Origin of the sequence: Bremerella sp. TYQ1, assembly GCF_020150455.1 — a bacterium.
GTDB classification, from domain to species: domain Bacteria; phylum Planctomycetota; class Planctomycetia; order Pirellulales; family Pirellulaceae; genus Bremerella; species Bremerella volcania_A.
Genome location: NZ_CP083740.1, coordinates 778394 through 805328 on the forward strand (window position 1 = coordinate 778394; position 26935 = coordinate 805328).

The 26935-nt window shown below is 52.7% G+C and carries 24 protein-coding genes and 1 tRNA gene; 14 read left to right on the forward strand and 11 right to left on the reverse strand.

Going from position 1 to position 26935, the window contains the following annotated elements; genetic code table 11:
- Positions 1-48: 48 nt before the first annotated feature.
- From LA756_RS02890 to LA756_RS02910, 5 genes are all read left to right on the forward strand, one after another.
- Complete coding sequence (locus LA756_RS02890; protein ID WP_224438383.1) at positions 49-384, forward strand: helix-turn-helix transcriptional regulator; 336 nt, start codon at positions 49-51, stop codon at positions 382-384.
- A 9-nt stretch (positions 385-393) separates the two neighbouring features.
- Positions 394-936 (forward strand): SRPBCC family protein, encoded by a 543-nt coding sequence (locus LA756_RS02895; RefSeq protein ID WP_224438384.1) that lies wholly within the window; start codon positions 394-396, stop codon positions 934-936.
- A 143-nt stretch (positions 937-1079) separates the two neighbouring features.
- Entirely contained in the window at positions 1080-1562 is a 483-nt protein-coding gene (locus tag LA756_RS02900; RefSeq protein ID WP_224438385.1) for an SRPBCC family protein, read from the forward strand.
- 48 nt (positions 1563-1610) lie between these two features.
- Positions 1611-2021, forward strand: coding sequence for a VOC family protein (locus LA756_RS02905; RefSeq protein ID WP_224438386.1), 411 nt, complete (start codon positions 1611-1613; stop codon positions 2019-2021).
- 10 nt (positions 2022-2031) lie between these two features.
- Entirely contained in the window at positions 2032-2445 is a 414-nt protein-coding gene (locus LA756_RS02910; RefSeq protein ID WP_224438387.1) for a hypothetical protein, read from the forward strand.
- 444 nt (positions 2446-2889) lie between these two features.
- Here the strand turns inward: LA756_RS02910 and LA756_RS02915 are convergent, their stop codons facing one another.
- The 3 genes from LA756_RS02915 to leuS form a co-directional block, all read right to left on the reverse strand.
- Positions 2890-4182 (reverse strand): glucose-1-phosphate adenylyltransferase, encoded by a 1293-nt coding sequence (locus LA756_RS02915; RefSeq protein WP_224438388.1) that lies wholly within the window; start codon positions 4180-4182, stop codon positions 2890-2892.
- Between the two features lie 167 nt (positions 4183-4349).
- The gene (locus LA756_RS02920) at positions 4350-4898 is read right to left on the reverse strand and encodes an inorganic diphosphatase (protein WP_224438389.1); all 549 of its coding nucleotides are present in this window, start codon (positions 4896-4898) and stop codon (positions 4350-4352) included.
- A gap of 169 nt (positions 4899-5067) precedes the next feature.
- Entirely contained in the window at positions 5068-7902 is a 2835-nt protein-coding gene (gene leuS, locus LA756_RS02925) for a leucine--tRNA ligase (protein ID WP_224438390.1), read from the reverse strand.
- Positions 7903-8226: 324 nt separating this feature from the next.
- On the opposite strand from leuS, the gene map reads away from it, so the two are divergent.
- The 7 genes from map to LA756_RS02960 all read left to right on the forward strand — a co-directional run bounded on the left by map (position 8227) and on the right by LA756_RS02960 (position 16479).
- On the forward strand, positions 8227-9024 hold the full coding sequence (gene map, locus LA756_RS02930) for a type I methionyl aminopeptidase (protein ID WP_224438391.1): 798 nt from the start codon (positions 8227-8229) through the stop codon (positions 9022-9024).
- A gap of 100 nt (positions 9025-9124) precedes the next feature.
- Positions 9125-10420, forward strand: a complete 1296-nt coding sequence (locus LA756_RS02935) for a hypothetical protein (RefSeq protein ID WP_224438392.1) — start codon at positions 9125-9127, stop codon at positions 10418-10420.
- A gap of 112 nt (positions 10421-10532) precedes the next feature.
- Complete coding sequence (gene rsmG / locus LA756_RS02940; RefSeq protein ID WP_224438393.1) at positions 10533-11198, forward strand: 16S rRNA (guanine(527)-N(7))-methyltransferase RsmG; 666 nt, start codon at positions 10533-10535, stop codon at positions 11196-11198.
- Positions 11199-11369: 171 nt separating this feature from the next.
- Positions 11370-12278, forward strand: a complete 909-nt coding sequence (gene cysD / locus LA756_RS02945; protein ID WP_224438394.1) for a sulfate adenylyltransferase subunit CysD — start codon at positions 11370-11372, stop codon at positions 12276-12278.
- A gap of 125 nt (positions 12279-12403) precedes the next feature.
- Positions 12404-14335, forward strand: coding sequence for a sulfate adenylyltransferase subunit CysN (cysN, locus tag LA756_RS02950; protein WP_224438395.1), 1932 nt, complete (start codon positions 12404-12406; stop codon positions 14333-14335).
- Positions 14336-14465: 130 nt separating this feature from the next.
- Positions 14466-15695, forward strand: a complete 1230-nt coding sequence (locus tag LA756_RS02955) for a DUF563 domain-containing protein (RefSeq protein WP_224438396.1) — start codon at positions 14466-14468, stop codon at positions 15693-15695.
- Positions 15696-15816: 121 nt separating this feature from the next.
- Positions 15817-16479, forward strand: coding sequence for a metal-dependent transcriptional regulator (locus LA756_RS02960; RefSeq protein WP_224438397.1), 663 nt, complete (start codon positions 15817-15819; stop codon positions 16477-16479).
- A 25-nt stretch (positions 16480-16504) separates the two neighbouring features.
- Here LA756_RS02960 and LA756_RS02965 read toward each other — a convergent pair whose 3' ends face one another.
- The 5 genes from LA756_RS02965 to LA756_RS02985 form a co-directional block, all read right to left on the reverse strand.
- Complete coding sequence (locus LA756_RS02965) at positions 16505-16789, reverse strand: hypothetical protein (protein ID WP_224438398.1); 285 nt, start codon at positions 16787-16789, stop codon at positions 16505-16507.
- A 157-nt stretch (positions 16790-16946) separates the two neighbouring features.
- The gene (locus LA756_RS02970) at positions 16947-17441 is read right to left on the reverse strand and encodes a DinB family protein (protein ID WP_224438399.1); all 495 of its coding nucleotides are present in this window, start codon (positions 17439-17441) and stop codon (positions 16947-16949) included.
- A gap of 11 nt (positions 17442-17452) precedes the next feature.
- Positions 17453-17905, reverse strand: coding sequence for a MarR family winged helix-turn-helix transcriptional regulator (locus tag LA756_RS02975; RefSeq protein ID WP_224438400.1), 453 nt, complete (start codon positions 17903-17905; stop codon positions 17453-17455).
- A gap of 95 nt (positions 17906-18000) precedes the next feature.
- Entirely contained in the window at positions 18001-20184 is a 2184-nt protein-coding gene (locus tag LA756_RS02980) for an FdhF/YdeP family oxidoreductase (protein WP_224438401.1), read from the reverse strand.
- Positions 20185-20374: 190 nt separating this feature from the next.
- Positions 20375-21478, reverse strand: a complete 1104-nt coding sequence (locus LA756_RS02985) for a glucose 1-dehydrogenase (protein WP_224438402.1) — start codon at positions 21476-21478, stop codon at positions 20375-20377.
- A gap of 206 nt (positions 21479-21684) precedes the next feature.
- Between LA756_RS02985 and LA756_RS02990 the strand changes: the two genes are divergently transcribed.
- Positions 21685-22182, forward strand: coding sequence for a DinB family protein (locus LA756_RS02990; RefSeq protein WP_224438403.1), 498 nt, complete (start codon positions 21685-21687; stop codon positions 22180-22182).
- On the opposite strand, the gene LA756_RS02995 is transcribed toward LA756_RS02990, so the two are convergent.
- Complete coding sequence (locus LA756_RS02995; protein WP_224438404.1) at positions 22179-24707, reverse strand: ammonia-forming cytochrome c nitrite reductase subunit c552; 2529 nt, start codon at positions 24705-24707, stop codon at positions 22179-22181. The two genes, LA756_RS02990 and LA756_RS02995, sit on opposite strands and share 4 nt — an antisense overlap.
- A gap of 258 nt (positions 24708-24965) precedes the next feature.
- Between LA756_RS02995 and LA756_RS03000 the strand changes: the two genes are divergently transcribed.
- A tRNA-Met gene (locus tag LA756_RS03000) sits at positions 24966-25039 on the forward strand.
- Between the two features lie 360 nt (positions 25040-25399).
- Here LA756_RS03000 and LA756_RS03005 read toward each other — a convergent pair.
- Positions 25400-25657, reverse strand: coding sequence for a hypothetical protein (locus LA756_RS03005; RefSeq protein WP_224438405.1), 258 nt, complete (start codon positions 25655-25657; stop codon positions 25400-25402).
- 74 nt (positions 25658-25731) lie between these two features.
- Positions 25732-26772 (reverse strand): DUF1559 domain-containing protein, encoded by a 1041-nt coding sequence (locus LA756_RS03010; RefSeq protein WP_224438406.1) that lies wholly within the window; start codon positions 26770-26772, stop codon positions 25732-25734.
- Positions 26773-26935 lie beyond the last annotated feature (163 nt).

Below are 26935 nucleotides of genomic sequence, written 5' to 3' on the forward strand. Positions count from 1 at the left end.
ATGCTTGACAAGAGAGCCCTCTCGCTAGATATTAACCCAAAGGGGTGAATGATGTCGACCACTCAGGAAGCAAGACTTGATCGAACGTTGGTCGCTTTGGCCGATCCGACGCGCAGGGCCATTTTGCGGCAATTGTCGCGAGGGGAAACGCGTGTCACCGACCTGGCCAAACCGTTCGACATTTCGCTCAATTCGGTTTCGAAGCATATCCGCATGCTGGAGAAAGCGAACTTGGTGCTGCGGCGCCGTGCCGGTCGCGAGCATTGGCTGCGATTCAATCGAGAGCCACTCGACGAAGCGGCGGCATGGATCGAGTCGCAGCGAACATTTTGGAACGACCGGCTGGATGCCCTCGAAGCAGAACTGAATAAGCCTGAACCGTAAAGGGAAGCAATGGGTGAGTTTGGAAAACCGTTGGCGAAAGATACGATGCAGCTCGAGCGGTTATTGCCTGGCCCGATCGAGCGTGTCTGGGCCTACTTAACCGAGAGCGAGAAACGGGGCACATGGCTCGCTTCCGGCGACATGGAACTGCGCGTGGGCGGGAAAGTGCAGTTGAATTTCCTGCACTCAAGTCTTTCTCCGCAGCCTGAGCCAACGCCGGAGCGATTCAAATCGATGGAATGCGGCGCCGGCTTCGAGGGAACGATAACCCAGTGCGATCCCCCGCGGCTGCTGGCCTACACGTGGGGTGGTGATACTTCGGAAGTCAAATTCGAGCTAACCCCAAGCGGCGATAAAGTCTTGCTGGTAATCACCCACACACGACTTCGCGATGTCGACGAAATGGGCCTGGTCGCTTCCGGCTGGCATACCCATCTGGGCATCCTTACGGATCAACTGCACGACCAAACGCCCCGTCCGTTCTGGGCCACCTTCCTGGAAGTTGAACAGCAATACAAACAGCGACTCGCCGAGCAAGACAACTCGGGCTAGTCGTCGTACAGAAGTACGGAAAAAACGTGGGGTGCCATGTCTTTGTCTTCGTAGGCATGCAATTCATCCAAGAGGGATGCCCACAAAGATGTAAGCATGTAACCAGACCCAATGATTCCTTTCGTTACTCCTCAGGTGACTTCATGACCGACATCTTTGTGCCTAATGTGCATGTTCAAATGTTGTTCCATGTTCCTGTACCACGCGTCTTCCAGGCATTCGTCGACCCGGCGATCACGACTCGATTTTGGTTCAGTCACAGTAGCGGTCCATTGAAAGTCGGCGAAGACGTTCAATGGGAGTGGCGGATGTTCGGCGTGTCGACACGGGTACACGTCCAAGAGATGGAGCCGGACCGACGAATCTTGATGGAGTGGGGGGACGAAGGGAAACGAGCCACTGTCGACTGGAAATTCGAGCAGCGTGACAAGGATAAATGCCTGGTCGACGTTACGAACTTTGGATTTATCGGAACGCAGGAAGAAGTAGTCAACGAAGCGGTCGATTCGATGGGGGGCTTTTCGCTGGTGCTTGCCAACGCGAAAGCACTGCTGGAGCATGGAATCGAGTTGCGGCTGATCCACGATCGATTTCCTGACGCTCTTGTGGAAGAGCAAGCAAGCTGATCGTCGGCGTCAGGCCAATTCCCTTTTCATTCCCACCAAGGAAACCCCATGAATCTTTCCAGCAGTCCTGACGTCACAACATTTCTGATGTTCGAAGGCAATGCCGAGCAAGCGATGGACTTGTATGTTGGCTTGTTCGAGAACTCCCGTGTGGAGCATATTTCTCGCTACGGACCTGGCGAGCAGGGGAAAGAGGGGAGCGTTCAAGTCGCGACGTTCACGTTGAATGGTCAAACGCTTCGCTGCATCGACAGTCCGGCTCCGCATGAATTTACATTCACCCCGGCCATGTCGTTGTATGTCACACACGCAGATGAAAAGAAGATTGCGAGCTACTTCGAGACACTTTCCGACGGCGGCCAGGTTTTGATGCCGCTCGGCGAGTACCCTTTCAGCAAGCAGTTTGCCTGGGTGCAAGACAAGTTTGGCGTGTCGTGGCAACTAAGCCATTCGGAATGAAAGTTCGAGCATGAAAAACATCTTTTGGATGATTCTGGCCATCGTCGCTGGCGTGCTGATGGTACTTTTCCTGACGATCTCCGTAGAGCTGTTCAGCGAAGTGGTGCACCCTGTGCCGGAAGACTTCGACGGCAGCAAAGAGCAAATGTGTACGCATGTCGAGAATTATCCCGGCTGGGTGCTTGCCGCCGTGATACCGATGTGGGGAGCGACCGCGTTCTGCGGCGTCTGGATTGCCGGCAAGATTGGCTATCCCGTGTCAGCGGTAATCGTGGGGCTGCTTGTCTTGATCGCGGTCGGTTTCAATCAATGGATGCTGCCGTACCCGAAGTGGTTCGAGATCGGCAATTTCATTGTCTTGCCGTTAGCGATCTTCGTCGCGATTCAAATTACGCGCTGCTCGTCCTCGGAAGTCACTGCGTAAGATTTTGTCAGAAGTGACAAGTTCATGCTGACATGGTGATCGTTTCCCGGGAATTGCGGCAGAAAGAATGCCGTAATTTTCGAGGCGAGTCTGCGTGTTGCTGTCTTAAGCGCATTGTAAGCAAGTGTGCGCACACTCTACAAGAACTATTTGACAAATCATACGGAACTATGCGCCGAGTGGAAGCAAAGCGGAGGCATTCGGCGGAGTAGGGCGGGGGGTAAATAAGGGCGAGCCACATTCGAGTATGATTGGGGCGCCACAAAAAAGTGATCGGCGCGAGCCAGACAAACCTAAGAAAGTGCTTGGACAGTCTGTTATAATACTTCAGTAGTTAGCGAATCGGAATTTGATCGTTGGCAACTTGCGCAGTGCATAAAAAAACGACCTGAGCAAACCCAGGCCGTTTTCTTTCAATTCTTGATTTAGCGAGCGAGTCATCGCTTACGTCAGCGTCCAGTTGTCTGGGATGCAAGCGCCTTTCTCGACGACAGGAATCCCGTCGACAATCGTGACCCCTTCCGGGTACTCTTTGTCAGGCAGATTGTCGCTGTTAACCACGCGAACGTTGTTGCCGATGTGGCAGTTCTTATCGACGATGGCACCCTTGATGACACTGCCGGCACCGATCTTCATGCGAGGCCGTCCGCACGATTCGTCTGCTTCGGTTTCCATGCGAGTCGCGTAGTAGTCGCAGCCCATCAGCACCGAATCTTCGATGGTGACGTTCTCTTCGATCACGCTACGCAGGCCGACCACGCTGTTTTTAATGGTGCAGCCGGAACCGATCTGGCAGCCATCAGCGATCATACTGTTGCTGATGTTGCCTTCCATGACCATCGTAGGCGGCAGGAAGCGAGCACGCGTGAAGATCGGAGCTTCTTCTTCCACGAACTCGAACGGCGGCTTCGGAGCAAGCGTCGCGAGATTCGATTCGTAGAACGCTTTGATCGTACCGATGTCTTCCCAGTAGCTATCGAACATGTGCATCTGAACCTTTTTGGCACGGATGGCAGCAGGGAAGATCTCTTTACCAAAGTCTTGGTAGTCGGTCTTCTCGAGCAGTTCGACGAGCGTGTCGCGGTTGAACAGATAGTTGCCCATGCTGGCCAGGCAGTCGCGTCCGCCAGACTCAATGCCGCGAGCGTCGATCCAAGCTGGATCAGTTCGCACATGAGCGAGTTCTTCGGGGGTCTTCGGCTTTTCGACGAAGCCGTTCACGCGACCTGATTCGTCGATCTTCATGATGCCGAGACCGCCGGCATCCTTCGAGTGAACCGGAAGCCCGGCGATGGAAACGTCCGCGCCAGACTCGATGTGCGAGTCGAGCATTTCGCGGTAGTCCATCCGGTAAAGTTGGTCGCCGGAAAGGATCAACACATAGTCGATGCCGTGCTGCTGAATGTATCGCAGGTTTTTGCGAACGGCGTCGGCGGTGCCTTGGTACCAGTCGGAGCCTTCGCTGGCAGTTTGCTGAGCGGCAAGCAGTTCGACGAAACCACCGCTGAAGTGATCGAAGCGATAGGTCTGACGAATGTGGCGGTGCAAGCTAACCGACATGAACTGCGTCAGCACATAGATGCGATTCATCTGGCTGTTTAAGCAGTTGGAGAGGGGAATGTCGATCAGGCGATACTTACCGGCCAACGGTACGGCAGGCTTCGATCGGTATTTGGTGAGGGGGTAGAGCCGAGTTCCGCGGCCTCCGCCGAGCACCAGGCAGATGACATTACGCATGGGTCACCTTCTCTCCGTGATTAGAAAAGCAAAGCATTGGGTGGTTTGTTCATCGGTGGCGTTCGAACGATAACGGGCAACGCCCAAGCAACGCAAGTGAGCGCGCATCCGTCCACCGAATATTCGCGTAACTTTACGCAATTATTGCGCCGTAATGGGTACGACGACTACTTTCGATAAAACCCGCGTCGACGCTGTTCGCTGTAGCGTTCCAGGGCTTCATTGATGATCGGCAGGGCCAATTCGGATGGAAGGATCTCGTCCACCTCGACCGACTTGCCTTCCAACATCTTGTAGTCTTGGAAGAAGCGTCGCAACATGTTTCGGCGATGATTCGGCAGATCGATCGCTTCGTTGTAAGAAGAGTATTCAGGATCGGTGACCGCCACGGCAATGATTTTATGGTCGAGCTTGCCGCTATCGACCATCGTCATCAAGCCAACCGCACGAGCGGTAATCAGCGTCAGCGGAGCGACTGGTTCCTGGCAAAGGACCAGCACGTCGAGCGGATCGTCATCTTCGGCAAGCGTCTGTGGGACGAAACCGTAATTGGCGGGGTAGTGGACCGCCGAGTAGAGCATGCGGTCCATTCGCAGCAGCCCGGTGTCTTTGTCCAGTTCGTACTTGATGCTGGAACCGGTCGGGATCTCGATGACCGCACAAAATTCCCTAGGAATTGCCTCACCGGGGGTCACGTCATGCCAAGCGTGCGTCATGGATGCGAATCTTCCTTGCGAGCCAGGTAGGGTCTGGCTCCAATAGCTTTACCAAATTGCCATAGTTGGTTCCGCTTCCCTGTCAGGCACAGCCTAACCAACGCGAACCTATGTTTGTAAGCATCCGTCGTAAAATGCGCCGCGTCAACCGGAGTCGAGCACGCTAAGTTCATTTCACGACGAAATTTACGAGACGACCAGGAACGACAATCGTTTTGATAATTTGTTTTCCTTCGAGAAGCTCTTGGACGCGAGAATCAGCTTTCGCAAGAGCTTCAAGATCATCCTTCTTAATGTCGGCTGGAACGGTAATACGGCCGCGAACTTTACCCATAATCTGAACCGGTACTTCGATCTCGTCGTCTTTGGTGTACGACTCGACGAACTGTGGCCATGCTTCATAGGCCAAAGTGTTACCGTGCCCTAAAAGTTGCCAAAATTCTTCCGCCAAGTGCGGAGCAAGCGGCGACAGCATGAGCGTAAACCACTCCATGGCCTGTTTCGGACGCGTCGATTCCTTGGTGAAGAAGTTCGTGAACTCCATCAATCGGGCAATCGCCGTGTTGAATCCAAGGCTGTTGAGGTCTTGCGTGACGCTCTTGAGCGTGCGGTGGAGCACTTTGTTTTGTTCGTCGGTCAGTTCGACATCTTGAATGGCCGCGTTCAGTGTGAGCTCTTCGGCGTTGTGATCGACGATCATACGCCACGCTCGATCGAGGAATCCGCGAACCCCCTTCACGCCATCCATCGCCCATGGCTTGGTGGCTTCGAGAGGGCCCATGAACATTTCGTACAAGCGAAGACTGTCGGCGCCGTAGTCCTCGACGACCCGATCGGGATTCACCACGTTGCCGCGGCTCTTCGACATTTTATGAGCCCGGGCGTCGATCCGAATGTTGGCGTCTTCCGCGAGAACGAAACCATCGCCCTTTTTGGTGACTTGATCTTCGGTAAGCTTGACCAGTTGAAGCTCGTTGCCATTGGCATCTGTGATCGTGCCATCTTCCTGCTTGCGAGTCTGGTTGCTACCAACCCATTTGCCGTCGGAAGTTTGGAAGCCGGTGTACTCGATCTCGCCAAGAATCATCCCTTGGTTAACGAGTTTCTGGAACGGTTCCCGCGTTGAAACGTAGCCGCGATCGAAAAGCACTTTGTGCCAGAAGCGAGCATACAAAAGGTGAAGCACCGCGTGTTCCGCGCCGCCGATGTAAAGGTCGATCGGCATCCAGGCTTTTTCTTTTTCGGGATCGACGAACACTTCGCCGTTCTTCGGATCGATGAAACGAAGATAATACCAGCACGAGCCAGCCCACTGAGGCATGGTGTTCGTTTCCCGCTTATACTTCACGCCGTCGATCACGGGATAGAGCCAGGAATCATCCGCTTTTTCCAGTGGTGGTTCCGGGCGTCCGATTGGCTTGTAGTCTTCAATTTGTGGCAAATCGACGGGAAGCTGATCGACAGGGACGGCGCGGATCTTGCCGTTTGGCTGGCCGTTTTCGTCGAGCTCTTTGAGGATTGGGAACGGTTCGCCCCAAAAACGTTGACGACTGAACAACCAGTCGCGAAGCTTAAAGTTCGTCGCTTCTTTGCCGAGACCGTTTTGCTCGAGATCGAGGGCGATTTGCGACTTCACGTCGGCCGTTTTCATGCCGTCGTACTTGCCTGAGTTAATCGCGACGCCATCAAATGTGGCACACGCCGTTCCAGCAAGTACGGCATCGCGATCGATGTCTGACTTGTCGCCAGGATCGACGACGGCGATGACCGGAATATCAAACTTTTGGGCGAACTCGAAGTCGCGATCGTCATGAGCTGGCACCGCCATAATGGCCCCGGTACCGTAACTGGCGAGGACGTAATCGGCGATCCAGATCGGAACCGGCGTGCCGTTCACCGGATTGATGGCATACGAACCGGAGAAGACGCCGGTCTTTTCCTTGGCGAGTTCGGTTCGCTCTAAGTCCGACTTGAACGCCGCTGCTTCGCAGTACTTTTTCACTTCGGCCGACTGCGACTCGGTCGTTAATTGGTCGACGAGTGGGTGCTCGGGAGCAATGACCATGTAGGTCGCGCCATAAAGCGTATCGGGCCGGGTCGTGTAAACGCGAAGAACGTCGTTGCCCGGCTTGCGTGGGTAACCGAGTTTCTTCCGCTCAATTTCCCATGGAGTGAATTCCTTTTCGGTACCCAGGAAGAAGTCAACTTCCGCCCCGGTACTGCGACCGATCCAGTTTCGTTGAAGCTGCTTGATGCTGTCGGACCAGTCGAGGTCTTCGAGATCTTTTTCCAATCGCTCGGCATAAGCCGTAATACGAAGCATCCATTGGCGAAGCGATAAACGCTGCACAGGGTGGTTGTCCCGCTCGCTCTTGCCGTCGATGACTTCTTCGTTGGCAAGTACGGTCCCAAGTCCGGGGCACCAATTGACTGGGGCCTCACTAACATAGGCCAAGCGATGCTCGTCTTGATACTTACGGACCGCGTCTTCCCCTTCCGCTTGAACGTCGGCTGGGATCGGCAATTCCGAGATAGGCCGTCCCTTGCCTGCTTCTTTGTCGTACCACGTGTCGAACAAAACAAGGAAAATCCACTGCGTCCAGCGGAAGTACTCGACGTCGGTCGTGGCGACTTGGCGGTCCCAGTCGTAGCTGAAGCCAATCATCTTCAACTGGCGAACGAATTCACCGATGTTCTTTTCGGTCGTGATCCGAGGATGGGTGTTGGTACGAATCGCGTACTCTTCGGCTGGAAGACCGAACGAGTCAAAACCCATCGGATGGAGGACGCTCTTCCCCTGCATTCGGGCAAAACGGCAGACGATATCGGTGGCCGTGTACCCTTCTGGGTGGCCGACATGCAATCCGGCACCACTGGGGTAGGGGAACATATCCAGAACGTATAGCTTTTCCCCGTTGGGCATTTCAGGACTGCGGAAGGTCTTGTTCTCGTCCCAGTATTTTTGCCATTTCGGTTCGATCTGGGCCGGGTTGTAACGAGGCATGATTCTGTTCCGGGGTTGTATTGAGGACGAAGTCCGCAGCTTGGTCTGCCGTCGGTATCGATCGAAAAGCTGGGGGATCGCCGCAAAATGTTGTCACATAGGGCTTTCCCGCACTCTTTGGAAGGTAACGATTCTAATGGTCGTCGCGAAAACTGACAATTGACGGACGCCGTTGGTTGTTGGGAACGTTCGCGCTAAACGGCCCAGATGGTTAAAATCTGTGCAAGGAAATCGCGAGAATTGCATGTTGCCAAGTCGATTACCCTGGTAGACTGCTGGTTTCCCGTCAAACACGTACCCCACAATACGAACCCCTGAATCCTTATGCTTCACGGACGACGTCATCTTCAACTGGTTGATTCCGAACGCGACGCAATGCGAATTGCCTGTCAGTTCAACGCGCAACTGATGGACTTTGTGCGTCCTCATGTGAAAGCTGGCATCACCACCGAAGCGCTCGACCGCATGGTGCACGAGTACACCCTGGATCATGGCCACACGCCTGCTTGCTTGAACTATCAGGGCTATCCGAAAAGCTGCTGCACCAGCATTAATGAAGTGATCTGCCACGGAATTCCTGACGATTACGAGCTGAAAGATGGCGATATCGTCAATGTCGACCTGACTTCGATCGTCGACGGTTGGCACGGCGATCAGTCCGAAACATTCCTGATTGGGGAAGTCACTCCTGAGGCCAAACAGGTCACGCAAACCGCATTCGATTGTCTGTATCTGGCAATCGGAGCGATCTATCCCGAATGCCGCGTCTCGGAAATCGGGCGTGTCATCGTCGAAGAAGCCAAGAAGTACAACTTTGGTGTGGTCGAAGAATTCGTCGGACATGGACTCGGACGCCGCTTCCACCAAGATCCTTCGATCCCACACGTGCCGACGCGAGCCGCTCACTCGGTGCGTTTAATGCCAGGCGTCTGTTTCACGATTGAACCGATGATCAACATAGGTGTTGCCGCAACGCAATTGGATCCGACCGATGGCTGGACGGTTCGTACGCGTGACCGTAGCCTGAGTGCCCAGTTTGAGCACACCATTCTGATGACCGAAAACGGGCCAGAGATCTTGACCCTCACGAAAGATGGTCCGCAAAAGGGACACCAGTTCTAAGCGTCGGCTGCGATAGCACTGAAATCAGTCTTGCTGGCGAAGCGTAAATTCGGTATTTCCTCGGGCAAAGAACTCAAGTTTTTGCCTGAGGGATCCGGGTATGTTTCAGTTTCGACCAGTCATCATCCTCTCTGCTGCGGTAATTCTCGCTTCGGTAGCCGCGGCAAACGCTGCCGATCCGTACAAAGGCCGCGTCACCACAGGCCAGGTATTTACACGAAGCGGCCCCGGGCAAAATTACTATCCAACGTCGTATCTGGAAAAAAATACGGTCGTTGATGTCTACCGCGAAGAAGCAGGGGGATGGCTGGCAATTCGGCCACCTGAGAACGAATTCAGTTTGATTCGTGCTGAAGATCTTTCATACGGCGAGGATCGGCGAATCGCACATGTTCAGCTTCACGAAGCACCTGCGTTTGTTGGAAGCCAAATCAGCGATCAGCATCACATTACCCATGTAAAGCTGAACCAGGACGAGCCAGTCGAAGTGCTTGGAATTGTCGAGCTGCGTGATCCTGAATCGGGCAAAAAAGAAGCGTTCTATCGAATTGCTCCCCCGGCAGGCGAATTCCGTTGGATCAACAAGCACTTTGTCGAGGCAATTGGTGTCGAACCTCGGGCATTGGCCACCCAAGCCGATCCGACCGCCATGAAGCAAACCATTGCGGATGCGGAGTTTTGGAAGAAAGCGGAAGAGAAGCTTAGTGCTGTGCGCCCGGTGTCCTTCGATGCTGAACCGAATGAAAGCGGCGGAGCACGGCTATCTGGCGACTTGCAACCGTTAGAGCAACTAGGTCCAGAGACCAGTCTAAGTTTGATCGAGCTGGAACTACACGTCAGCCAGGAATGCCTGAAACCAACCGATCAATGGGACTTCAAGCCACTTAAAGTGCAAGCCAAACGGCTCATCGAATCAGGGGAATCGCCCCTTGAACGTGGCAAAGCCCGCCTTTTGCTCGAGAAGATCGAAGAGTTCAGCGCATTTCACGAACGAAAATTGGCCAGCGAAGAAGGGTTTGTGGCCGGCACGGGACCACTCAAAATGCCGCTCGTCAGTGATGACAAGCTGGGAGGTACCGAGCGATCGAATGATCCTGCCGCATCTTTCACCGGAGCCGGCATTGATCCGCGATACGATGGTAGAGGTTGGTTGATGCCGGTAATTACCCGGGCATCTTCTAGCCGAGACGTCAATCAGTATACGCCTCCGTTCGCTTTAACGGACGCTCAGGGGAATGTCCTTCAGTTTGTAAGTCCCTCACCGGGACTCAACTTGCGACGATATTCCCGAATGCAGGTAGGGATTTACGGGCAGATCTCGCCATTGGATCAATTCACCAAGCCACATCTTACGGCTCACCGAATTGTGGTTCTTTCTCGGCATGAAAAGAAATAGCCAAAGCGGCAGTGTCATAGCCCCAAATGGCCATTCATGGTCAAATAGTGAGAATTGGAAAACCACCTAAGGGTGGTCATAAGGTTTCCGCCAATTCTCACTGAAAGCAAGCATGAGCGAAGAAGGCTCCCCAAGTGCCACGCTAGAAGACGCGCTGCAAAAATATGGTGCGCCTCTCCCTCCGGAGATTCGCGACCAGGTTCAAAAGTACGTCGATGCACTGTGGGAAATCAATAAAACGATGAACCTCACGCGGCATACCGATTACGACAAGTTCGTTTCGCGTGATGTCATCGATAGCCTGGCCATTGCCGGCCAACTGAAGCCGAACGAGGAAATCCTCGACATGGGCAGCGGTGGCGGTGTTCCTGGAATTTTAATCGCGATCCTGCGACCTGACGTGCGTGTCACTCTTTGTGATTCCGTCGGCAAAAAAGCCCACGCCATGCAGGCCATCGTCGAGCAGGTCGAATTAGAGGTTCCTGTTTACCACAACCGAGCGGAACAGGTACTCGAAGACCTCAGCTTCGATGCGGTTGTCTGCCGCGCGGTCGCTCCGATGCGAAAGCTGCTACTTTGGTTGGACGATCATTGGCTGGCAGCCGGCCGATTGCTGACCATCAAGGGAGGTCGCTGGGTGGAAGAAGTCAAAGAAGCGCGGCATCATGGCTATACCAAGGGCGTCGAGATCCGAAACGTCCACGAATATGAAACGCCAGGCAACGATCACCCCAGCGTGATCTTGAAAGTTTGGCCGAAAGGTCGCAAAGAGCCTTAAGCTGGTTCAACTTACGGCCGATTAGTGTCGTTGTTGACAATACGTAAGACCCCTATAATCAGACGATTCTCTCCTAGCTTTCCCAGCCGGTAGAGAGACACCGACCCTCCGACAATAAGGCCTAATGCAAATCGGCCAAATTGCCTAACTTCAACCCACAGCGATTGATCGATGTCCGGTTATCAGATTACGCATCTCAAGCAGTTGGAAGCAGAAAGCATCCATATCATCCGCGAAGTGGCGGCTGAGTTTGAGAACCCGGTGATGTTGTACTCCGTCGGGAAAGATTCCTCCGTCATGGTTCACCTGGCGATGAAGGCATTCTATCCGGCCAAGCCACCATTTCCCTTGATGCATGTCGACACGACATGGAAGTTCCGGGAGATGATCCAGTTCCGCGAAGATTACGCTCGCAAGGAATTGGGGCTCGATCTGATCGTGCACATCAACGAAGAAGGCAAGAAGGTCGGCATCGATCCGTTCCAAGACAGTGTCCGCCACACCGACTTGATGAAGACCGTTTCGCTGAAGCAGGCTCTGGATAAATATCAGTTCGATGCAGCTTTCGGCGGCGCTCGACGTGATGAAGAAAAGTCACGAGCCAAGGAACGCGTCTTCTCCTTCCGTGATAAGAACCACCGCTGGGACCCAAAGAACCAACGACCAGAGCTGTGGAATCTGTACAACACCAAAGTCAACAAAGGGGAAAGCATTCGCGTCTTCCCTCTGTCGAACTGGACCGAGCTTGACGTTTGGCAATATATCCACTTGGAAGAGATTCCGATCGTGCCGCTGTACTACTCGGCAAAACGCCCCGTCGTTTGGCGTAACGATATGTGGATTCTCGTCGACGACGATCGCTTGAAGCTCGAACCGGGCGAAAAAGTGGAAGAGAAAATGGTTCGCTTCCGCACGCTAGGTTGCTACCCGCTGACGGGTGCCGTCGAATCGGAAGCCGTGACGCTGCCAGACATCATTCAAGAGATGTTGCTGACGACCACCTCAGAACGTCAAGGTCGTGCCATCGACAAAGATCAGGGCGCTTCGATGCAGAAGAAAAAAGAAGAAGGATACTTCTAACGCTCGAGGCGAGTGTTCAGTTTTCAATTTTCAGTTTTCGACAATGACGAGAAGACTGAATCGCAGCGAAAGCTGAGCATCGAATCCTACTGCAAACTGAACACCGACAACTAAACACTAGACCTATGTCTCATAAATCTGACCTGATCGCGACCGACATTCATGCTTATCTTGCTCAGCACGAGAAGAAGGAGCTGCTGCGATTCATTACGTGCGGCAGTGTCGACGACGGTAAGAGCACGCTATTGGGCAAGCTGCTGATCGAATCGAAAGCCGCCTACGAAGATCAGCTCGCTGCGATTGAGAAAGACTCGGCCACGCACGGAACGGTTGGCGGTGAAATCGATCCGGCCTTGCTCACCGATGGTCTCAAAGAAGAACGCGAACAGGGCATTACGATTGACGTCGCGTATCGATACTTCTCGACCGCGAAGCGCAAGTTCATCGTTGCCGACACTCCAGGCCACGAGCAGTACACGCGTAACATGGCTACCGGCGCTTCGACCGCTGACTTGGCCATCATTTTGATTGACGCCCGCCAAGGTGTTTTGACGCAGACGAAACGACATAGCTTCATCACGTCGCTGCTAGGTATTCGTCACATTCTGGTGGCGATCAACAAGATGGACCTGGTCGATTACAGCCAGGAAGTGTTCGAGAAGATCAAGCAGGATTACATCGACTTCGCGGCGAAAATGTCGGCCGACGACGTCCACTTCATTCCGCTCTCGGCACTTAAAGGGGACAACCTCGTCGAGAAAAGCGAGAAGATGCCGTGGTACGAAGGTGCCACATTGATGCATATGCTCGAGAACCTTTACATCGGTTCCGACCGTAACTTGCAAGACTTCCGCTTCCCGGTTCAGTTGGTGAGCCGCCCGGACTTGAACTTCCGCGGTTTCTGCGGAACGGTCGCTTCCGGTACGATTCGACCCGGCGAAGAGATTATGGTTTTGCCGTCCAAAAAGACGAGCAAAGTCAAAAAGGTCGTCACGATGGATGGTGACGTGGAAGAAGCGTATCCGCCGATGTCAGTCACACTGACCTTCGAAGACGAAATCGACTGCAGCCGTGGCGACATCATTGTTCGACCTGGGAACCGACCGAAAGTCGATAGCCAGTTCGACGCCATGGTGGTTTGGATGTCGGAAGAGCCGCTTGTTCCTGGCAAGCAGTACTTTGTGAAGCATACTACGAAGATGATGACCGGTACGGTCTCTCGTGTTCGCTACAACGTCGACGTGAACACGCTTCACCGCGAAGATTCGCCAGCTTTGAAGTTGAACGAAATCGGTCGCTGCTCGATCAAATTGAATCAGGCAGTTTGCTTCGATCCGTATGCGAAAAACAAAACGACCGGAGCGTTCATCCTGATCGACTACATGTCGAACCGTACCGTCGGTGCAGGGATGATCATCGATCGCGATGCAAGTGACGCCGATGAGTTGTGGGACGTCGAAGGTGACGAAACTCTCCAAAGCTCGAAGGGAAATGTCTCCTCAGATGAGCGAGCCGCTCGATTCGGTCAAAAGCCGGCCACAGTCCTTTTGACCGGTTTGACTGGGGCTGGCAAAACCACGATTGCTTACGCTTTAGAGCGCCGCCTGTTTGACGAAGGAAAGACCAGCGTCGTCTTGGACGGTCAAAACCTTCGTCGAGGGATCAGCAAGGATCTCGGCTATACGGCCGAACAGCGTGGCGAAAACCTGCGTCGTGGAAGCGAAATCGCGCGAATGCTCAACGAGTCTGGCATGCTTTGTATTGCTGCCTTCCTGGCACCCAACAGTGAAGTTCGGCAGAAGGCGAGCGAAGTTGTCGGAACCGATCGTTTCCTGACGGTTCACCTATCCGCCCCGATTGAAGTTTGTCGGGAGCGAGAAGATGGTGGAATGTACGCCAAAGCGGATAGCGGCGAGATCGCCAACTTCCCCGGCGTCAGCTACGACTACGAAGTGCCAGAGAATGCAGACCTCGTTCTTCCAACACACGAACTTAACGTGGAAGAATGCGTTGATAAGATCTATCAGTTGCTCCAAGATCGCGGAATCATTGACTAACAAGCGGTTCGTATTGAATGCGTCGTTAGATTCCTGAAGTAACTAACCTTGCACTGTTTCGCTTGATGCTGGCATATTGATCGGCAACGCCTTCTTGGGAATATGGCTCGATCAATGACAGGTGAATAGCATGCAGGGACGTGATATGAAATTTCGGCACCGCGTACGCAATTGGGTGCGCCGAAAATCACGCGAAGCATTTCACCGAATTGCTGGAGTAGCGCCTCCCACGCATTCCATGACATCGCAAGAATGGATTGCAGAACACCCAGGCGATGGTAGCCGGACGGTTCTTTCTGGTGCTCAAAGCCAAAGGTTTGCTGCTCGCAAAATTGGGGGAAGTGTTGAAGAGATTGATCTTCATTTTGATTCTTTAGATGATGATCGTCGGTCGATATTCCAGCGTCATGTCTATGAACCTTTAATTCGCGAACTTCCCGCAGATGTCATGGTCTGTTTGCGAGATGCATGCGTAGGCTGTCGTGGAGTTGCTGCGATCTCTTCTGACGGAATTTTGCTTTCCGATCTGAGTGCTGTTGTTTTCCAAGAGATGTCGAATGTGCCATTGAATCGGACATTCGAATACGCTGGCTACTTGCCTCCGCTAAGGAGGCTTCAGGGAACACTCGGTGTACTTTCCTACGCGTATGCCAACCAGAACTATTTTCATTTTTTACTCGAATGCCTGCCCAAGATTCGGTTACTTGAAGAATCGGGCGTGGTAGTGGATCGCTACTACGTACCGTATAAGCAAATTTATCAGCAAGAACTGCTCGAGTTGTTTGGCATCGACCGGGGAAAAGTAATTGCGGAATCGGACTTGTGCTTTGTCCAGGCGGATGAGGTTTATTTTCCTTCCCATTCGGATATACCACGGAAGGAATCAGTTCGATTTTTGTTTGAAACGGCGAAGCGTCAGTCGTGGGCAAAGCTCGAAAGCGGAGTAAAAAAACGAGTCTATGTTTCGCGTTCTAGAATGAAACGCCGAAATTGCTTGAATGATGATGATGTTATGACCATGCTCTCCAAGTACGGATTTGAGCGATACCACTTGGAAACGATGTCCGTCCGAGAACAGATTCAACTTTTTCAACAGGCAGAGATTATTGTGGGCCCCCATGGAGCAGGCCTAGTCAACATGGTGTTTTCAACGCCAGGGACAATGGTGGTAGAAATAGGTACGCCTTTCCGCCCCTATTCTTTTTTTCATGATTTATCGATGGCATCTGACCACGTTTTTCGATGGTTTGTCGCCTCGCCCACGGATGGCAAAGGAGATGAGTCAAATATGATCGTTGATGTCCCGCTGCTGGAAAGCTTCTTGAAGCAATCTGTGCTGGAGCAAGGGAGTTTTGCCTAGGCATATCTCTGTGATTACCGATTCGTGAGTTTTCCTGAAGGTTGACTGCCATGTCGTACATTGTGGCGCGTGGTCGAACCGTCTAAAATTCCGGTGCCTTGAAATCCCCGGAGCCGACCCCATGCCCAGTTTGACGATTGAAAACTATGTGAAAGCGATCTATCAGATCGCTCTTCAGGCACCGGAAAAAGCGGCTTCGACTGGGGAGATTGCCACGGCTCTTGAGGTTTCGCCAGGTACGGTGACCAGTATGATGAAGACGCTCAGCGAGACAGGGCTGGCGTCTTATACGAAGTACGAAGGGGTGCGTCTTACCGATAGCGGTCGGAAGTTGGCGCTGCGAGTGTTACGACGTCATCGCTTGATTGAACTGTTCTTGGTTCATACGCTCGATTTGGCTTGGGATGAAGTCCATGAAGAAGCGGAGAACATGGAACATGCTGTCAGTGACTTCCTGGTAGATCGAATCGATCAATACCTCGGATTTCCATCTTCCGATCCGCACGGTGACCCCATTCCGACGGCCGATGGAAAGATCCGCACAGAGCAGGGGGTTAAGCTTACGCAGTGGGAAACCGGCAAGGCGTTTCGCCTGGTTCGCGTCATGGATCAAAGCTCTGATTTCTTGCGGTATCTTAGCGAAGAATCGCTGCAGCCTGGCTGTGAAGCAAAGCTGCTTTCCAATCGTGTCGAGGCGGGCATCGTCATGATTGAGATCGAAGGACGCACAACCGCACTTGGCTTAGAAGCTGCGGAGAAGTTGATGGTCGCCGCAGTTTCCTGATGTTGCGTTGGGCTTAGGCAGTGACTTACCTAATCCGTTGATAGTAGCCAATTGCCGAAATAAAGCCGATGAATCCGCCTCCGATGAGCCAGAACGGATAAAAGTAAAGACGTCCGGCGAGTAAGCCAATAGCCAGCCATACGATCCCAAGTAGCATAGCCCCGAAACCACTTGCCATACTCGTCCACGCCACCTTCAGGTTCTCCTGGTGGCGTTGAGTCGAAACTTTCGTTTCGGATTCCACCAATTGGCGATATTGATCCGTGGAATGGCTCGAGCTTTGCGAACTTTCGTATGGCTCTTTAAACATCCGACTCTCCCCAACGGTTCTTCCGAGAAACGAATGAATCGACGACCTGAGCAAGAGGAGGTCTTTCCCCTAATTAGTGCGGTTCGATAAGAGAGTAGATTAGGCCGGGAGGCAACGAAGCGTCAAACGAATTCTCAGTGAAGACGAATAATTGCCGCTAAGAGATCGTCGGTTTGTGCCCCAGTGAGCGTCGGACCATGGTGAGCTGTCCACTATGAAGCCCTTCGTGCCAGATGGCTGTTTCGAAGACTTGTCCGTAATCAGCTAAGAAGTCAGGCGTGCCGTCAGGAGTTTTCGTGGCTAGATCGTCATCGGAAAGGGTAGCTAGTATTTCCAACAGTACTGTACGTCGATCATTCATGTAGGCACGAACTTCGTCGACGGGAGGGTAGTCCTCCAGTTTCGGTGAAGGGGTCGATCCCAGCCCGAACAATTCCTGGTAGTTATCTTTGGCGGCCGCTTTCTCAGGTCGGAGCAGCGAGATAAAGAAATTGTCGGTCGTCGCCATATGGCCAATGAACCACAGGGCATGGTTGCTTTGATTACAGACTTGAGCTACCCAGTCTTGAGGCGCCTTGAAGTCTTCCAGGATCCTCTGCGTGAACCCACGAGCCGATTGTAGTTGGTGCTGAAGTCGCTCGATCATCGACATGGTGCGTATCCTTAGAGGGTCTGGGTTCGATCACTACTGCTGCCTGCTTTTCGCAGAATACTCAGAAACGAATCGATTTGCTCGACGTCGCAGCCATCGAAAAAGGCTTCGTGGACTTTTTCTTGAAGCGAAGTAATCACGGGGCGAAGTCGCTCGAGTGCGTGTTCCCCCTGAGGGGTCAAGTAAATACGCAGCGCTCGGCGATCTTCAGGGTCGCGCATTCGACGGATTAACTGAGCTTTTTCCGTTCGATCGAGAAGGCCTGTCATGCTGCTCGCATCGAGATGAACTTCTTCGGCAAGCTCGCTAGGCTTCTGGCCATCACGTTGTTCCAAGCAGGAAAGTACAAAGAGTTGCGCTGGCGTCACCTCGTGACCGGAGAGACCTTCGGTATAGATTCGCGAGATCTTCCGCATCGCGACACCGAGCAGAAAACAGAGTTGATCGTCCTTTTTCCAGTTCATTTCGTGCGTGTTGTCTGAGAAACTTTTGCGTCTAAATGATTGTACGTAGAAGGCAATCCTCAGCAATATCCACCACTACGAGCGGAAACGATCTGCTACATCGGCCGGACGGTTACCACAACGCCTTTGAAAGCTGGGGTCTTGGATTTGGGATCGGCAGTGCGCGCTACAAGCGTATTGGCCTCCGGATAGTACATCAGGGCATTGCCAGCTTTGATGTCAGCGAACTCGTGAACGACGAACCCGTCAATCTTTCCGATGTTCGAGGTAATGCTGACTCGTTGGCCGTTCTTGACACCTAGCCGCTGGCAGTCGTTGGGATGCATGACAATCACGTCACGGCGATCAATGCCGCGGTAGATGTCATATTCTTCGTAGACGACTGTATTGAATTGCCCTTCGCTACGAACAGTCATCAGGCGTAGTTCATTCTCTCCAGTCCCTTTTAGCTCAGGGATATCGTGCGAATGTAAAATCAAGCGTCCGCTCGGTGTCGGAAATTGCGGCGAGTGAAACGTTCTGCCAGCGATTTGAAATTCCTGTTTGGAACGATCGATCTCAGCGATTTTCTCGAAGCCTGGAACTACCTTGGAAAGGGCCTCACGAATTTTGTTGGTGTCTTGCATCGACTTCCAATCGATCGGCGTCTTATTCTCGAGAACACCTTCGGCCATCGTGGCAATGACGTCGACCTCGCCGCGTGGACCATCGAGTCGGCTGGGACCACCATCTGACATTCGCACATAGTTGAACATCGATTCTTGCGTGGTCTGGTACGGCTCTTCGTCTCGAGCAAGTACCGGAAGAATAATGGTTTCTTTCGCAAGTCCGTGAGCATGACCGGTATTAAGGGTCGTGCTCATGTAGACCATGGTGTCTAGTTTTTGAAGAGCTTGGGCGGCAAAAGCCAAGTCGGGGTTGGATCCATACAGGTTTCCTCCAAGACAGAAGCCCATTTTCAGCTTGCCTGCATCGGCGTCTTCCATGCAACCAAGCGTATCGAGACCTGGTGTTCGTGGCAGTTGCACACCGTATTCTTTTTCCAGGCCGTCGAAGATTGCCTGTTTGAGAACTGGGGTCACGCCAACGGACCCAATCCCTTGGACGTTCGAGTGGCCGCGAATGGGCATCAGGCCGCATCCTGGCTTACCGACCATGCCGCGCATGGCTGCGAGTCCGGCAATGGCTTGAACGTTATCGACTCCATGCGCGTGATGGGTGATTCCCATCGTCCAACTAAAGATAACACGCTTGGCTTTAAGATAACGCTGCGCAATGTCTTCGATCTTCAGCTTGCCGACGCCAGACTTGGTTTCGATTTCTTCCCACGAAAGGTTGCGAAGGAAGGCCAGGTATTGATCGGTGTTTTCGCAGTGGTTGTCCAGAAATGGTTGATCTTGTCCTCCTAGTTCCAGCACGCGTTTGGCGATGCCGTACAGAAGCGCGAGATCGCCTCCAATATCAGGTTGAACGTAGAGCGTGGCGATCTTCGTTCCAAACAGAAGGCTGATCGGATCGCTGGGAACTCGAAAGTTGACCAGGCCCGTTTCGACAACGGGATTGATCACGATCACTTCTCCGCCGCGACGTCGAACATGCTTCAACGTCGACATTAATCGCGGATGATTGCTGGCCGGGTTACCACCGATCAGAAAGACCAAGTCGGCATGTTCCACGTCATCCAGAACGATTGTCGCGGTGCCGCTGCCAACGGTGCTCGCTAGTCCGACGCCACTTGCCTGGTGGCAATAGTAACTGCAGTTGTTGACATTGTTGGTGCCATACAGACGGGCGAAGAGTTGCAGCAGGAAGCCGGCCTCCATGCTGCTACGCCCGCTGAAGTACCAGAATGTTTTATCCGCGGTCAGGGACTTCAGTTTGTTGATGACCCGAGCGAAGGCTTCGTCCCATGCAATTGGGCGGTAATGCTGAGTCCCTGATTCCCAGAGCATCGGCTGCGTGACTCGGCCGGCATGCTCCATCTGATAAGGGGTAAACTTCTGAAGTTGAGCAACGCTGTAAGTTGTCCAAAAGTCTTCCGGGATGGCTCCCTGCATATCAGCGGCCATCGCCTGCATCGATTTTTTGCAGACCTCGGGAAACGTCCCTTGCTCGTTGACCATTCCCCCTTTTTGCCCTCCCATCCCCAAAGCGCATGTCTTGCAAGCGTTCTTGCTTCGCATGGCTTTCCAGAACTTCCAATACCCGCCCGACTCACGTGCTTTTTGAAACGTGTACCGGATCGCTTGCCAGCCGCCGCCACTGGTTGGCTTTTTCATATCGGGTCGTCCTGCATATCGGTGGGGTAAAAAAGAGAAGAATCCCTTGCAAGTCTGCTGGGTCATATTCTAGCAGATCGGGCACGCGAGGGAATGTCGATGCGCAAGCTCAAGGCCCGCGATGGTGATAAGAATCGGTTCGATTCCATCTCCGACGACGGGCCTCAATTCAATTGTCTAACGTGTCAGCCTATTCGGAGGCGACGTTTACGAACACTTTGAGTGCCGTATTGTCTTCGACCAAGAGACGCATCATTTCTTCATAGTTCTCTAAGCCGTCGACAGGGTTGGTCAAGATGCGTTCGAGCACTCCAGGGTACATCATTTCGCCCAATGCGAGGTCTTTGATACCCATCTCGAAGTGATCGCGATTGGCGTTCACGCTACCGAGAAGCAGCTTGTTACCGAGCACCCATTCCAAATTGATTTTTGAGGTCGGCAATTCATGGCGATCGCTGTCACCGGTGACACTTGTAAAGACAAGCACACCATTAAGACCGAGGTACTTCATACCTTCAAAGGCGATCACGCTGTTGCCGGTCGCGTCGACAATGATATCGGGCCGGCCGGTCTTTTTGACCAATTCGTCGAGGTCGGTTTCTTTGGTGCTGACGTAGTTCGCTTCCATGCCTTCGGTGATCTCTTGTTTGAGATGCGGACCTGGCGAACGTGCAATCGTGCTGACTTGCAAGCCGCGAAGTCGAAGGCAGAGCGTTGTTAGAAGCCCAATCTGACCGGCGCCCATTACCCAGGCTACCTTAGGGCTCCAGACCTTCATTCGGCGCTGTACTTCGTAAGCTTGATGAACTGCTTTAGCGGCACAGCTCATCGGTTCCATCAGCACATGCAGATGGTTCAAGCCTTGCGGAACGCGGATGATGTAGTCTTCTTCGTCGACGAATTTTTCGGTGAGGTAGCCATGCAGCAGGTTGATCCCGCGTTCGTAGTAGGTTTCCTCGCTGGTCATGTCGTAGGTGCCGATCTGGTCATAGATCGAACCACCAGGGCGACGAACCGTCGCAGTGACGTAATCGCCTGGCTTGAAGCGAGTCACATTTTCGCCGACGGCTTCCACGATACCGAACGACTCGTGACCGATGACCATGAAGTCATCCCCGGGAGGGGCATTGCCGTAAAGGGCGTCGTTGATTTCTTTGTCTGTCGCGTCCACCCCAACTTTGAGCACCTTAACCAGAACACCTTTTCCATTGGGAAACTGGTCCAAGGAAGGTTCGGGGATGTCACGAAGATGAACGCTGTTGGGAGTCCCGGGTTTAACCGCAATCGCCTTCATAGGGAGCCGACTCTTCACGAAAGTGGGGTGAATGGATTGACGCGTTTTTGCGTTAAAGCAGCGTAATTTACCATAATGACTACTATAGAGGAATCGGGGCGATAGCATGAAGTTCAACTACGTTGATGAACTTTATCGGAACATCGGATGTTCGTTTTAGGGACTGACGAGTCGAGCATACCCCGTTAAATAGGCTGAGTGAAATAATGACGCGACCTGCTCCTTTTCAACGCTACTTGGATCTCGCACCTGAGGAGAACTGCATTGCGACGTTACAAACCCAGTTCGAGAAAGACTTTCCTCAGTTTCAGCTCATCTCTGAAGAGCAAGCAAGCGTCGTCCATTCGCCCTATCTGTGGAAGATCAAGGAAGTTGTCGGGCATCTGAGTGACACCGAGCGAGTCTTTTCCTACCGGGCCCTACGGATGGCGAGAGGCGATAAAACACCGCTGCCTGGTTTTGACCAGGACATGTATATGCAGAACTCGAATTTCAACGACCGCCCTTGTTTTGAGTTGGTTCAAGAACTGTTTCTTGTCCGCCAATCGACGATGGAGCTATATCGATCGTTCACCGAAGAATTGCTCGACCGAGACGGAACTGCCAGCGATTATCGCTGGACAGTGCGTGGGCTTGGGCGATGCTGTGTAGGCCATGTGCGTCACCACTTGGAAATTGTTTCCAAGCGGTTGGCAATGGGTTAACGCTGCTGCTCTTGCTCGCGTCGAGGTGAATAGCGTGCATCGATCTGCTGTTTGAGACCCAGGAAATCGGCATTGCCAGGCTCCATCTCAAGCAAATCAGCAACGGCCTGATCTGCTTCGTCCCAACGTTCCAGGTATTGGGCGATCAACGCGTACATGTAGGCGTATTGCACACTATTGGGTTGCAGTTCTTTTGCTTTTCTGTAGGCATCGAGGGCATCGTTGTAAAACGGTTCCGCGTTTTCAGGAGATGTGTTTCGTGCTGCGAGATACAATGCCGAACCAAACTGGTACTGAAGCGGAGCGAAGTCCGGTTGCTGGCTTACATCACGTTTGAGATTGTCGAGTTCTTCCAAACGAAATCTTGCGATTTCGACCGCGCGCTTGGCTAAGTCGGATGTCATTGCTTCCGCGGCAGCACGGTTGCCTTGTACAACAAGTTGCCGCATTCGCTGTTCTTCCACTTTCTGACGCTGTTCCAACAGGCTAACCAAGTTGGAACGCGGCCCGGTAAAGTTTGGACCAATACGAATTGCCGTTCGATACGCCTTTTCAGCCTTGTTGACATCACCCATGCGTTCGTAGAGAACGCCAAGCGAAAGGTGCGCCGATGGCTGATCACTGTCCCGTTCCAGCTGCTTGATCGCCTCGGCGAGAGCTGATTGAAACGCTTGATTTTTCCCGCGAAGTTCCAAGGCCTGAGCGTCCTGGTTGGCAAGAGACCAAGCCGCTTCCGTACGAACAGCTCGATCTTCATCTGTTAAGCGGTTCATCAGAGCATCCAGGACTTGGCCTTGAATGTCTGGCGTGACGGGAGGAAGATCGCGGAGCGTTTCAATAGCCGCAATGCGAACTTGGGGATCGTCGTCCGACAAGTACCGCAGTGCGGTCCGAACACCATCTTCATTCAAGTAGTTGGCGAGATACATCATGCCGCTCGCACGCACAATGCCAGGTTGCTGAACATCACGAACGAGTTCGATCAAGCCTTCTCCTGCATCAGGCTCGTTGCTCCATGCTTTGGCCAGCTTATAGGCGAAGTGCTCTTCTTTGGGAAGCTTCGAGTTATCGCCGTACCATTGGTCGACCGCGCCGAGGGCCCATTGATCGACCTTGGCGAGTGCTTCGCGAACTTTCTCGTCACCACCACGTGCGAGTGCCATCCACTGGTCGTAGCGAGTGATTTCAGGGTGTTCATCTCGCGGCAAGTCGGCTCGGTCGAGATGACATTGCGTGCATGCGTTTGGCGTCCCTAGATTGACAGAGAGATCTGGTCTTGGAATACGAATGCTGTGATCGCGACGTGGATCGACATCCATATAGGTTGTCTCAGGCATGTGGCATTCGACACAGGATGTGCCTGTGGAGCCAGTCTTGTGAAAGTGGTGGGCAGGCGAATCGTACTTGCCGGCAGGGTGTTGATGGCACGAAGTGCACAACTTGTTTCCCTCGAATTTCACTTTCGTGGAATGAGGGTCGTGACAATCTGTGCAGCGAATGCCTTTGTGGAACATCTTGCTTTGAATGAAAGAGCCATAGACGTAATCTTCGTCCATGATCTGACCGTCGCAGTAATACGTGTGCGGCGAGAGAAGCTCGTTGCTGAACTGATCGTAGTAGTCATTGCCGAGCTGAAAATCTGGGCAGACGACTTGTCGGCGCGAGTGACACGTGCCGCAGGTCTCGACTTGATTCAATTGAGCGTCGGTGGATTCTCCTTTGAGCTTTTTTAGCCCGTAACCGAGGTTTCGATCCCAAAATAAGCTAGGAGCCTTGGCAAGCTTCACGTGCGCACTTCCTGGCCCATGGCAGGTTTCGCAGCTAACATCAATTTCGGAGAACGTCGTATGAAACGTGTTCGTCGCCAGATCATGATTCTTCTGAAGGTTGGTTGAGTGGCAATCGGCACAATAGTGGTTCCAGTTCTGGGTCAGTCCTGTCCAGTGAAGCGGATCGTCGACCGCAAGTTTTTCTTTCACATCAGGCGGAGAAAGATAGAACCATTTCTTCTTTTTGGTATCCCACGAAACACGTAGGACCTGAACTCGGCCGATCGATCCCTCTTCCGACCCTGGCGTAGGTGGTTCGATTTCTACCATGTACTGCTGTAGTGGACTGACACCAAAGACATATTTGATCTCGAAGTCCTGCATTTCGCCGTCAGGACCTTCGGTATTAATCATGTACTTTCCGTCCCGACGAAACAGCTTCGAAGTGATGCCATAGTGTTCGATCTCTTGATCGTTGAAGTCTCCTAACACGGTGTCGTCGCTGGCTAAATCCATTGCCTGGTCGTGGTAGGAACCTTCCCATTTTTCATGTTCCGTCTTGTGACATTCGATACATGAATTGGCACCGACGTACGTCAGCTTCGTATCGCTGGGCAGTGCGTAATACCAGTCGGCTGTGACTAGCGAGACAGCCAAAAGAATCAGGATCAGACTTGCCCCGGATAGGAGGATCCAGCGAGGGATCGGCTTGGAAGAGGTAGACGTCTGCTTGCGTTTTTGCTTGCGTGATGCCATGGAGTATGGGGGAAGAGTTATGGATTTGGGATAAGTTAGGCGGGAAACATACTATTATTACGACTGGGCCCCTGGATAGGGAACACACCGATTCCCGTACAACTGCAATTCCCCCAAAACGCCGGCCTGAATGGACCAAAAGGTCGACCTATTCCATCTATACCAATTTCGCACGATTTCCACACGGAGAATACCAAAGTAGATATGCTTCCCCCGTTGACGAACCCAGCGGGAAAACTTAATTTCTAGGGTTTCCATGGCGGCATAGCTCAGTTGGTTAGAGCAGCGGAATCATAATCCGCGTGTCGGGGGTTCGAGTCCCTCTGCCGCTACTTCTAAGCTGTTTCTCAGCATAGGTTTACGTCAAACCGGGCGGAATTCAATTCGTCCGGGTTTTTCGTGCTAGGAACCCGAATAGGTCCTAAGGTGATCCCGAAGCGACTCTTTATTGCTCCTAGCTACATAGCTGACGGCAACGAAGAAGATAACTCTTAGATTTTCTTAAGCCTATTAGGCTTCCGGAAAGCTTCATCTTATCGTTGAATTTGCTTGAGCCGACGCTTGATCACTTTTCCGAGTAGATCTTTTTTGGGGAGTGTTATCTCGTTCTGCGTTCGGTAGCAAACCCAAGGTCACAGGTAAGTGTGGCAGCCGGAAGTTACGGCGGAAGGTGATGTTTGGCAAAGTCACTTTTACTCTGCAGAAATCGACTCGCCCGTTTGCTCTTTGACTTCCATCTGGATTCTCTCGATCATTATTTGCTTCTGTCTTCTGGGAATCGCTCGATCCTTTTTGATGCGTTCGATGGCGTTCTGGCCTTCTTGAACCGCCTCTTGGTCAATTGCTTGGATAGCCTCTTGGTCTGTACAACCTGTGATGCTGAAAGAGCCAGCGAGGATAAGAGCGATAGTTACCAAGGATGCCATAAGGCTTTTAACGATTGGCGTCACGGGATCCTCTCATTTTTGAAATGAAACTGAATGGGAAAAAGTAACCGGTGGAATGGTCAATACATCGTGTCTTCTTAGAAATCACCAAGAACCATGCCGTCGTTTCGTCCTCCGAGCGCCCACCAGGTTCGAAGGTCAATCGTTTCCGTTGCAAAGCGAACCGAGCCATCCCCCAACAGGCAGTTCACCCCACCAGTATGCATGCTGCTGGGAGACGTCCCACGATCGCCATCGTAGTAGCCAGGTCCTCCGTAGGCAGAACCGAACAAGCAGGACCGCGAATTAGGCGGCATTAAACTGGTAAACGTTTGATTGCATGTCGGAAATGCGTCGTACCAATTTGTGCCCAGTCCTTTGGTAGATGTGGAGTCGCGATTTGTAAGCGAATAGCAGAGGTCAACCAACTCAGGCATCGATTTACCGATGGCATCGTTGTGGCTCGTAGAAAACACTGCCCGGTCGTCGGCAACGGTAGCCACATCGGCCGTCACACCGGAGTGCTTCAAACGTTCACTGTAAGCGATCGTATTGGAAAGGCCGTCGGTCACATCGCGAAAGCGGACAATGGTTCCGTCCTCTGGTACGGACGCCATTCCATTCATCGGAGAGAGATTGACGTAAATCCCATCGACTCTCGTGAGGTCCGGAACAGGAAATGCACCATCAGGGCCTGTCGAAAGCCGAGGCCAGCCCACGTTAATAACGTAGGAGCTATCTGCCCTGGCACTCGTGTGTTCGACTGAGTCGGAAGGGCAGACATAAATAGGTAGGGGAACGAGGTATAGCGGCTGATTCACAGTTGCCCAACTGAATACCGAAAAATCAAGCTCGTCATGAATGGCGGACTGCTCAATAAACGGCAAGAGAAACGCCAAATTGTTGAATTCGCCAGGTTCGAGGACCATTTGAAGCGGAGTAACGCCGTGTGTGCTTTCATAGTTATGCACCGCCAAGCCAATCTGCTTCATGTTGTTGATGCACTGCATACGCCGAGCTGCTTCTCGAGCCTGCTGTACCGCAGGAAGTAAAAGTCCAATCAAGATTCCAATGATGGCGATCACAACCAATAGCTCAACCAATGTAAATCCCTGCTTGTGATTCGGACGCTTTGTCACGTTGTTAAGCCTTGTCTTTAAGAATCGAAGGCTGCAAGTACGTCAGGAATACCGCCCATTGATGCTGCTTCCCGCCGGCATGCAGAGTTAAGCCAATTCAGTGCGAGTCTATTGGTAGTGCAGGAAAGTTGCAAGTGGGAGACGTGTGTGAAAGAGTGGGGTT

Coding starts and splice junctions, on each gene's coding strand:
- LA756_RS02905 (WP_224438386.1), top strand. CDS start 1,611: ATGAATCTTTCCAGCAGTCCTGACGTCACAACATTTCTGATGTTCGAA.
- LA756_RS02960 (WP_224438397.1), top strand. CDS start 15,817: ATGCCCAGTTTGACGATTGAAAACTATGTGAAAGCGATCTATCAGATC.
- rsmG (WP_224438393.1), top strand. CDS start 10,533: ATGAGCGAAGAAGGCTCCCCAAGTGCCACGCTAGAAGACGCGCTGCAA.
- LA756_RS02965 (WP_224438398.1), bottom strand. CDS start 16,789: ATGTTTAAAGAGCCATACGAAAGTTCGCAAAGCTCGAGCCATTCCACG.
- LA756_RS02995 (WP_224438404.1), bottom strand. CDS start 24,707: ATGGCATCACGCAAGCAAAAACGCAAGCAGACGTCTACCTCTTCCAAG.
- LA756_RS02985 (WP_224438402.1), bottom strand. CDS start 21,478: ATGAAGGCGATTGCGGTTAAACCCGGGACTCCCAACAGCGTTCATCTT.
- LA756_RS02920 (WP_224438389.1), bottom strand. CDS start 4,898: ATGACGCACGCTTGGCATGACGTGACCCCCGGTGAGGCAATTCCTAGG.
- LA756_RS02910 (WP_224438387.1), top strand. CDS start 2,032: ATGAAAAACATCTTTTGGATGATTCTGGCCATCGTCGCTGGCGTGCTG.
- LA756_RS02900 (WP_224438385.1), top strand. CDS start 1,080: ATGACCGACATCTTTGTGCCTAATGTGCATGTTCAAATGTTGTTCCAT.
- cysN (WP_224438395.1), top strand. CDS start 12,404: ATGTCTCATAAATCTGACCTGATCGCGACCGACATTCATGCTTATCTT.
- LA756_RS02890 (WP_224438383.1), top strand. CDS start 49: ATGATGTCGACCACTCAGGAAGCAAGACTTGATCGAACGTTGGTCGCT.
- leuS (WP_224438390.1), bottom strand. CDS start 7,902: ATGCCTCGTTACAACCCGGCCCAGATCGAACCGAAATGGCAAAAATAC.
- LA756_RS02980 (WP_224438401.1), bottom strand. CDS start 20,184: ATGAAAAAGCCAACCAGTGGCGGCGGCTGGCAAGCGATCCGGTACACG.
- LA756_RS02970 (WP_224438399.1), bottom strand. CDS start 17,441: ATGTCGATGATCGAGCGACTTCAGCACCAACTACAATCGGCTCGTGGG.
- LA756_RS02990 (WP_224438403.1), top strand. CDS start 21,685: ATGACGCGACCTGCTCCTTTTCAACGCTACTTGGATCTCGCACCTGAG.
- LA756_RS02895 (WP_224438384.1), top strand. CDS start 394: ATGGGTGAGTTTGGAAAACCGTTGGCGAAAGATACGATGCAGCTCGAG.
- LA756_RS02955 (WP_224438396.1), top strand. CDS start 14,466: ATGCAGGGACGTGATATGAAATTTCGGCACCGCGTACGCAATTGGGTG.
- LA756_RS02915 (WP_224438388.1), bottom strand. CDS start 4,182: ATGCGTAATGTCATCTGCCTGGTGCTCGGCGGAGGCCGCGGAACTCGG.
- map (WP_224438391.1), top strand. CDS start 8,227: ATGCTTCACGGACGACGTCATCTTCAACTGGTTGATTCCGAACGCGAC.
- LA756_RS02935 (WP_224438392.1), top strand. CDS start 9,125: ATGTTTCAGTTTCGACCAGTCATCATCCTCTCTGCTGCGGTAATTCTC.
- LA756_RS02975 (WP_224438400.1), bottom strand. CDS start 17,905: ATGAACTGGAAAAAGGACGATCAACTCTGTTTTCTGCTCGGTGTCGCG.
- cysD (WP_224438394.1), top strand. CDS start 11,370: ATGTCCGGTTATCAGATTACGCATCTCAAGCAGTTGGAAGCAGAAAGC.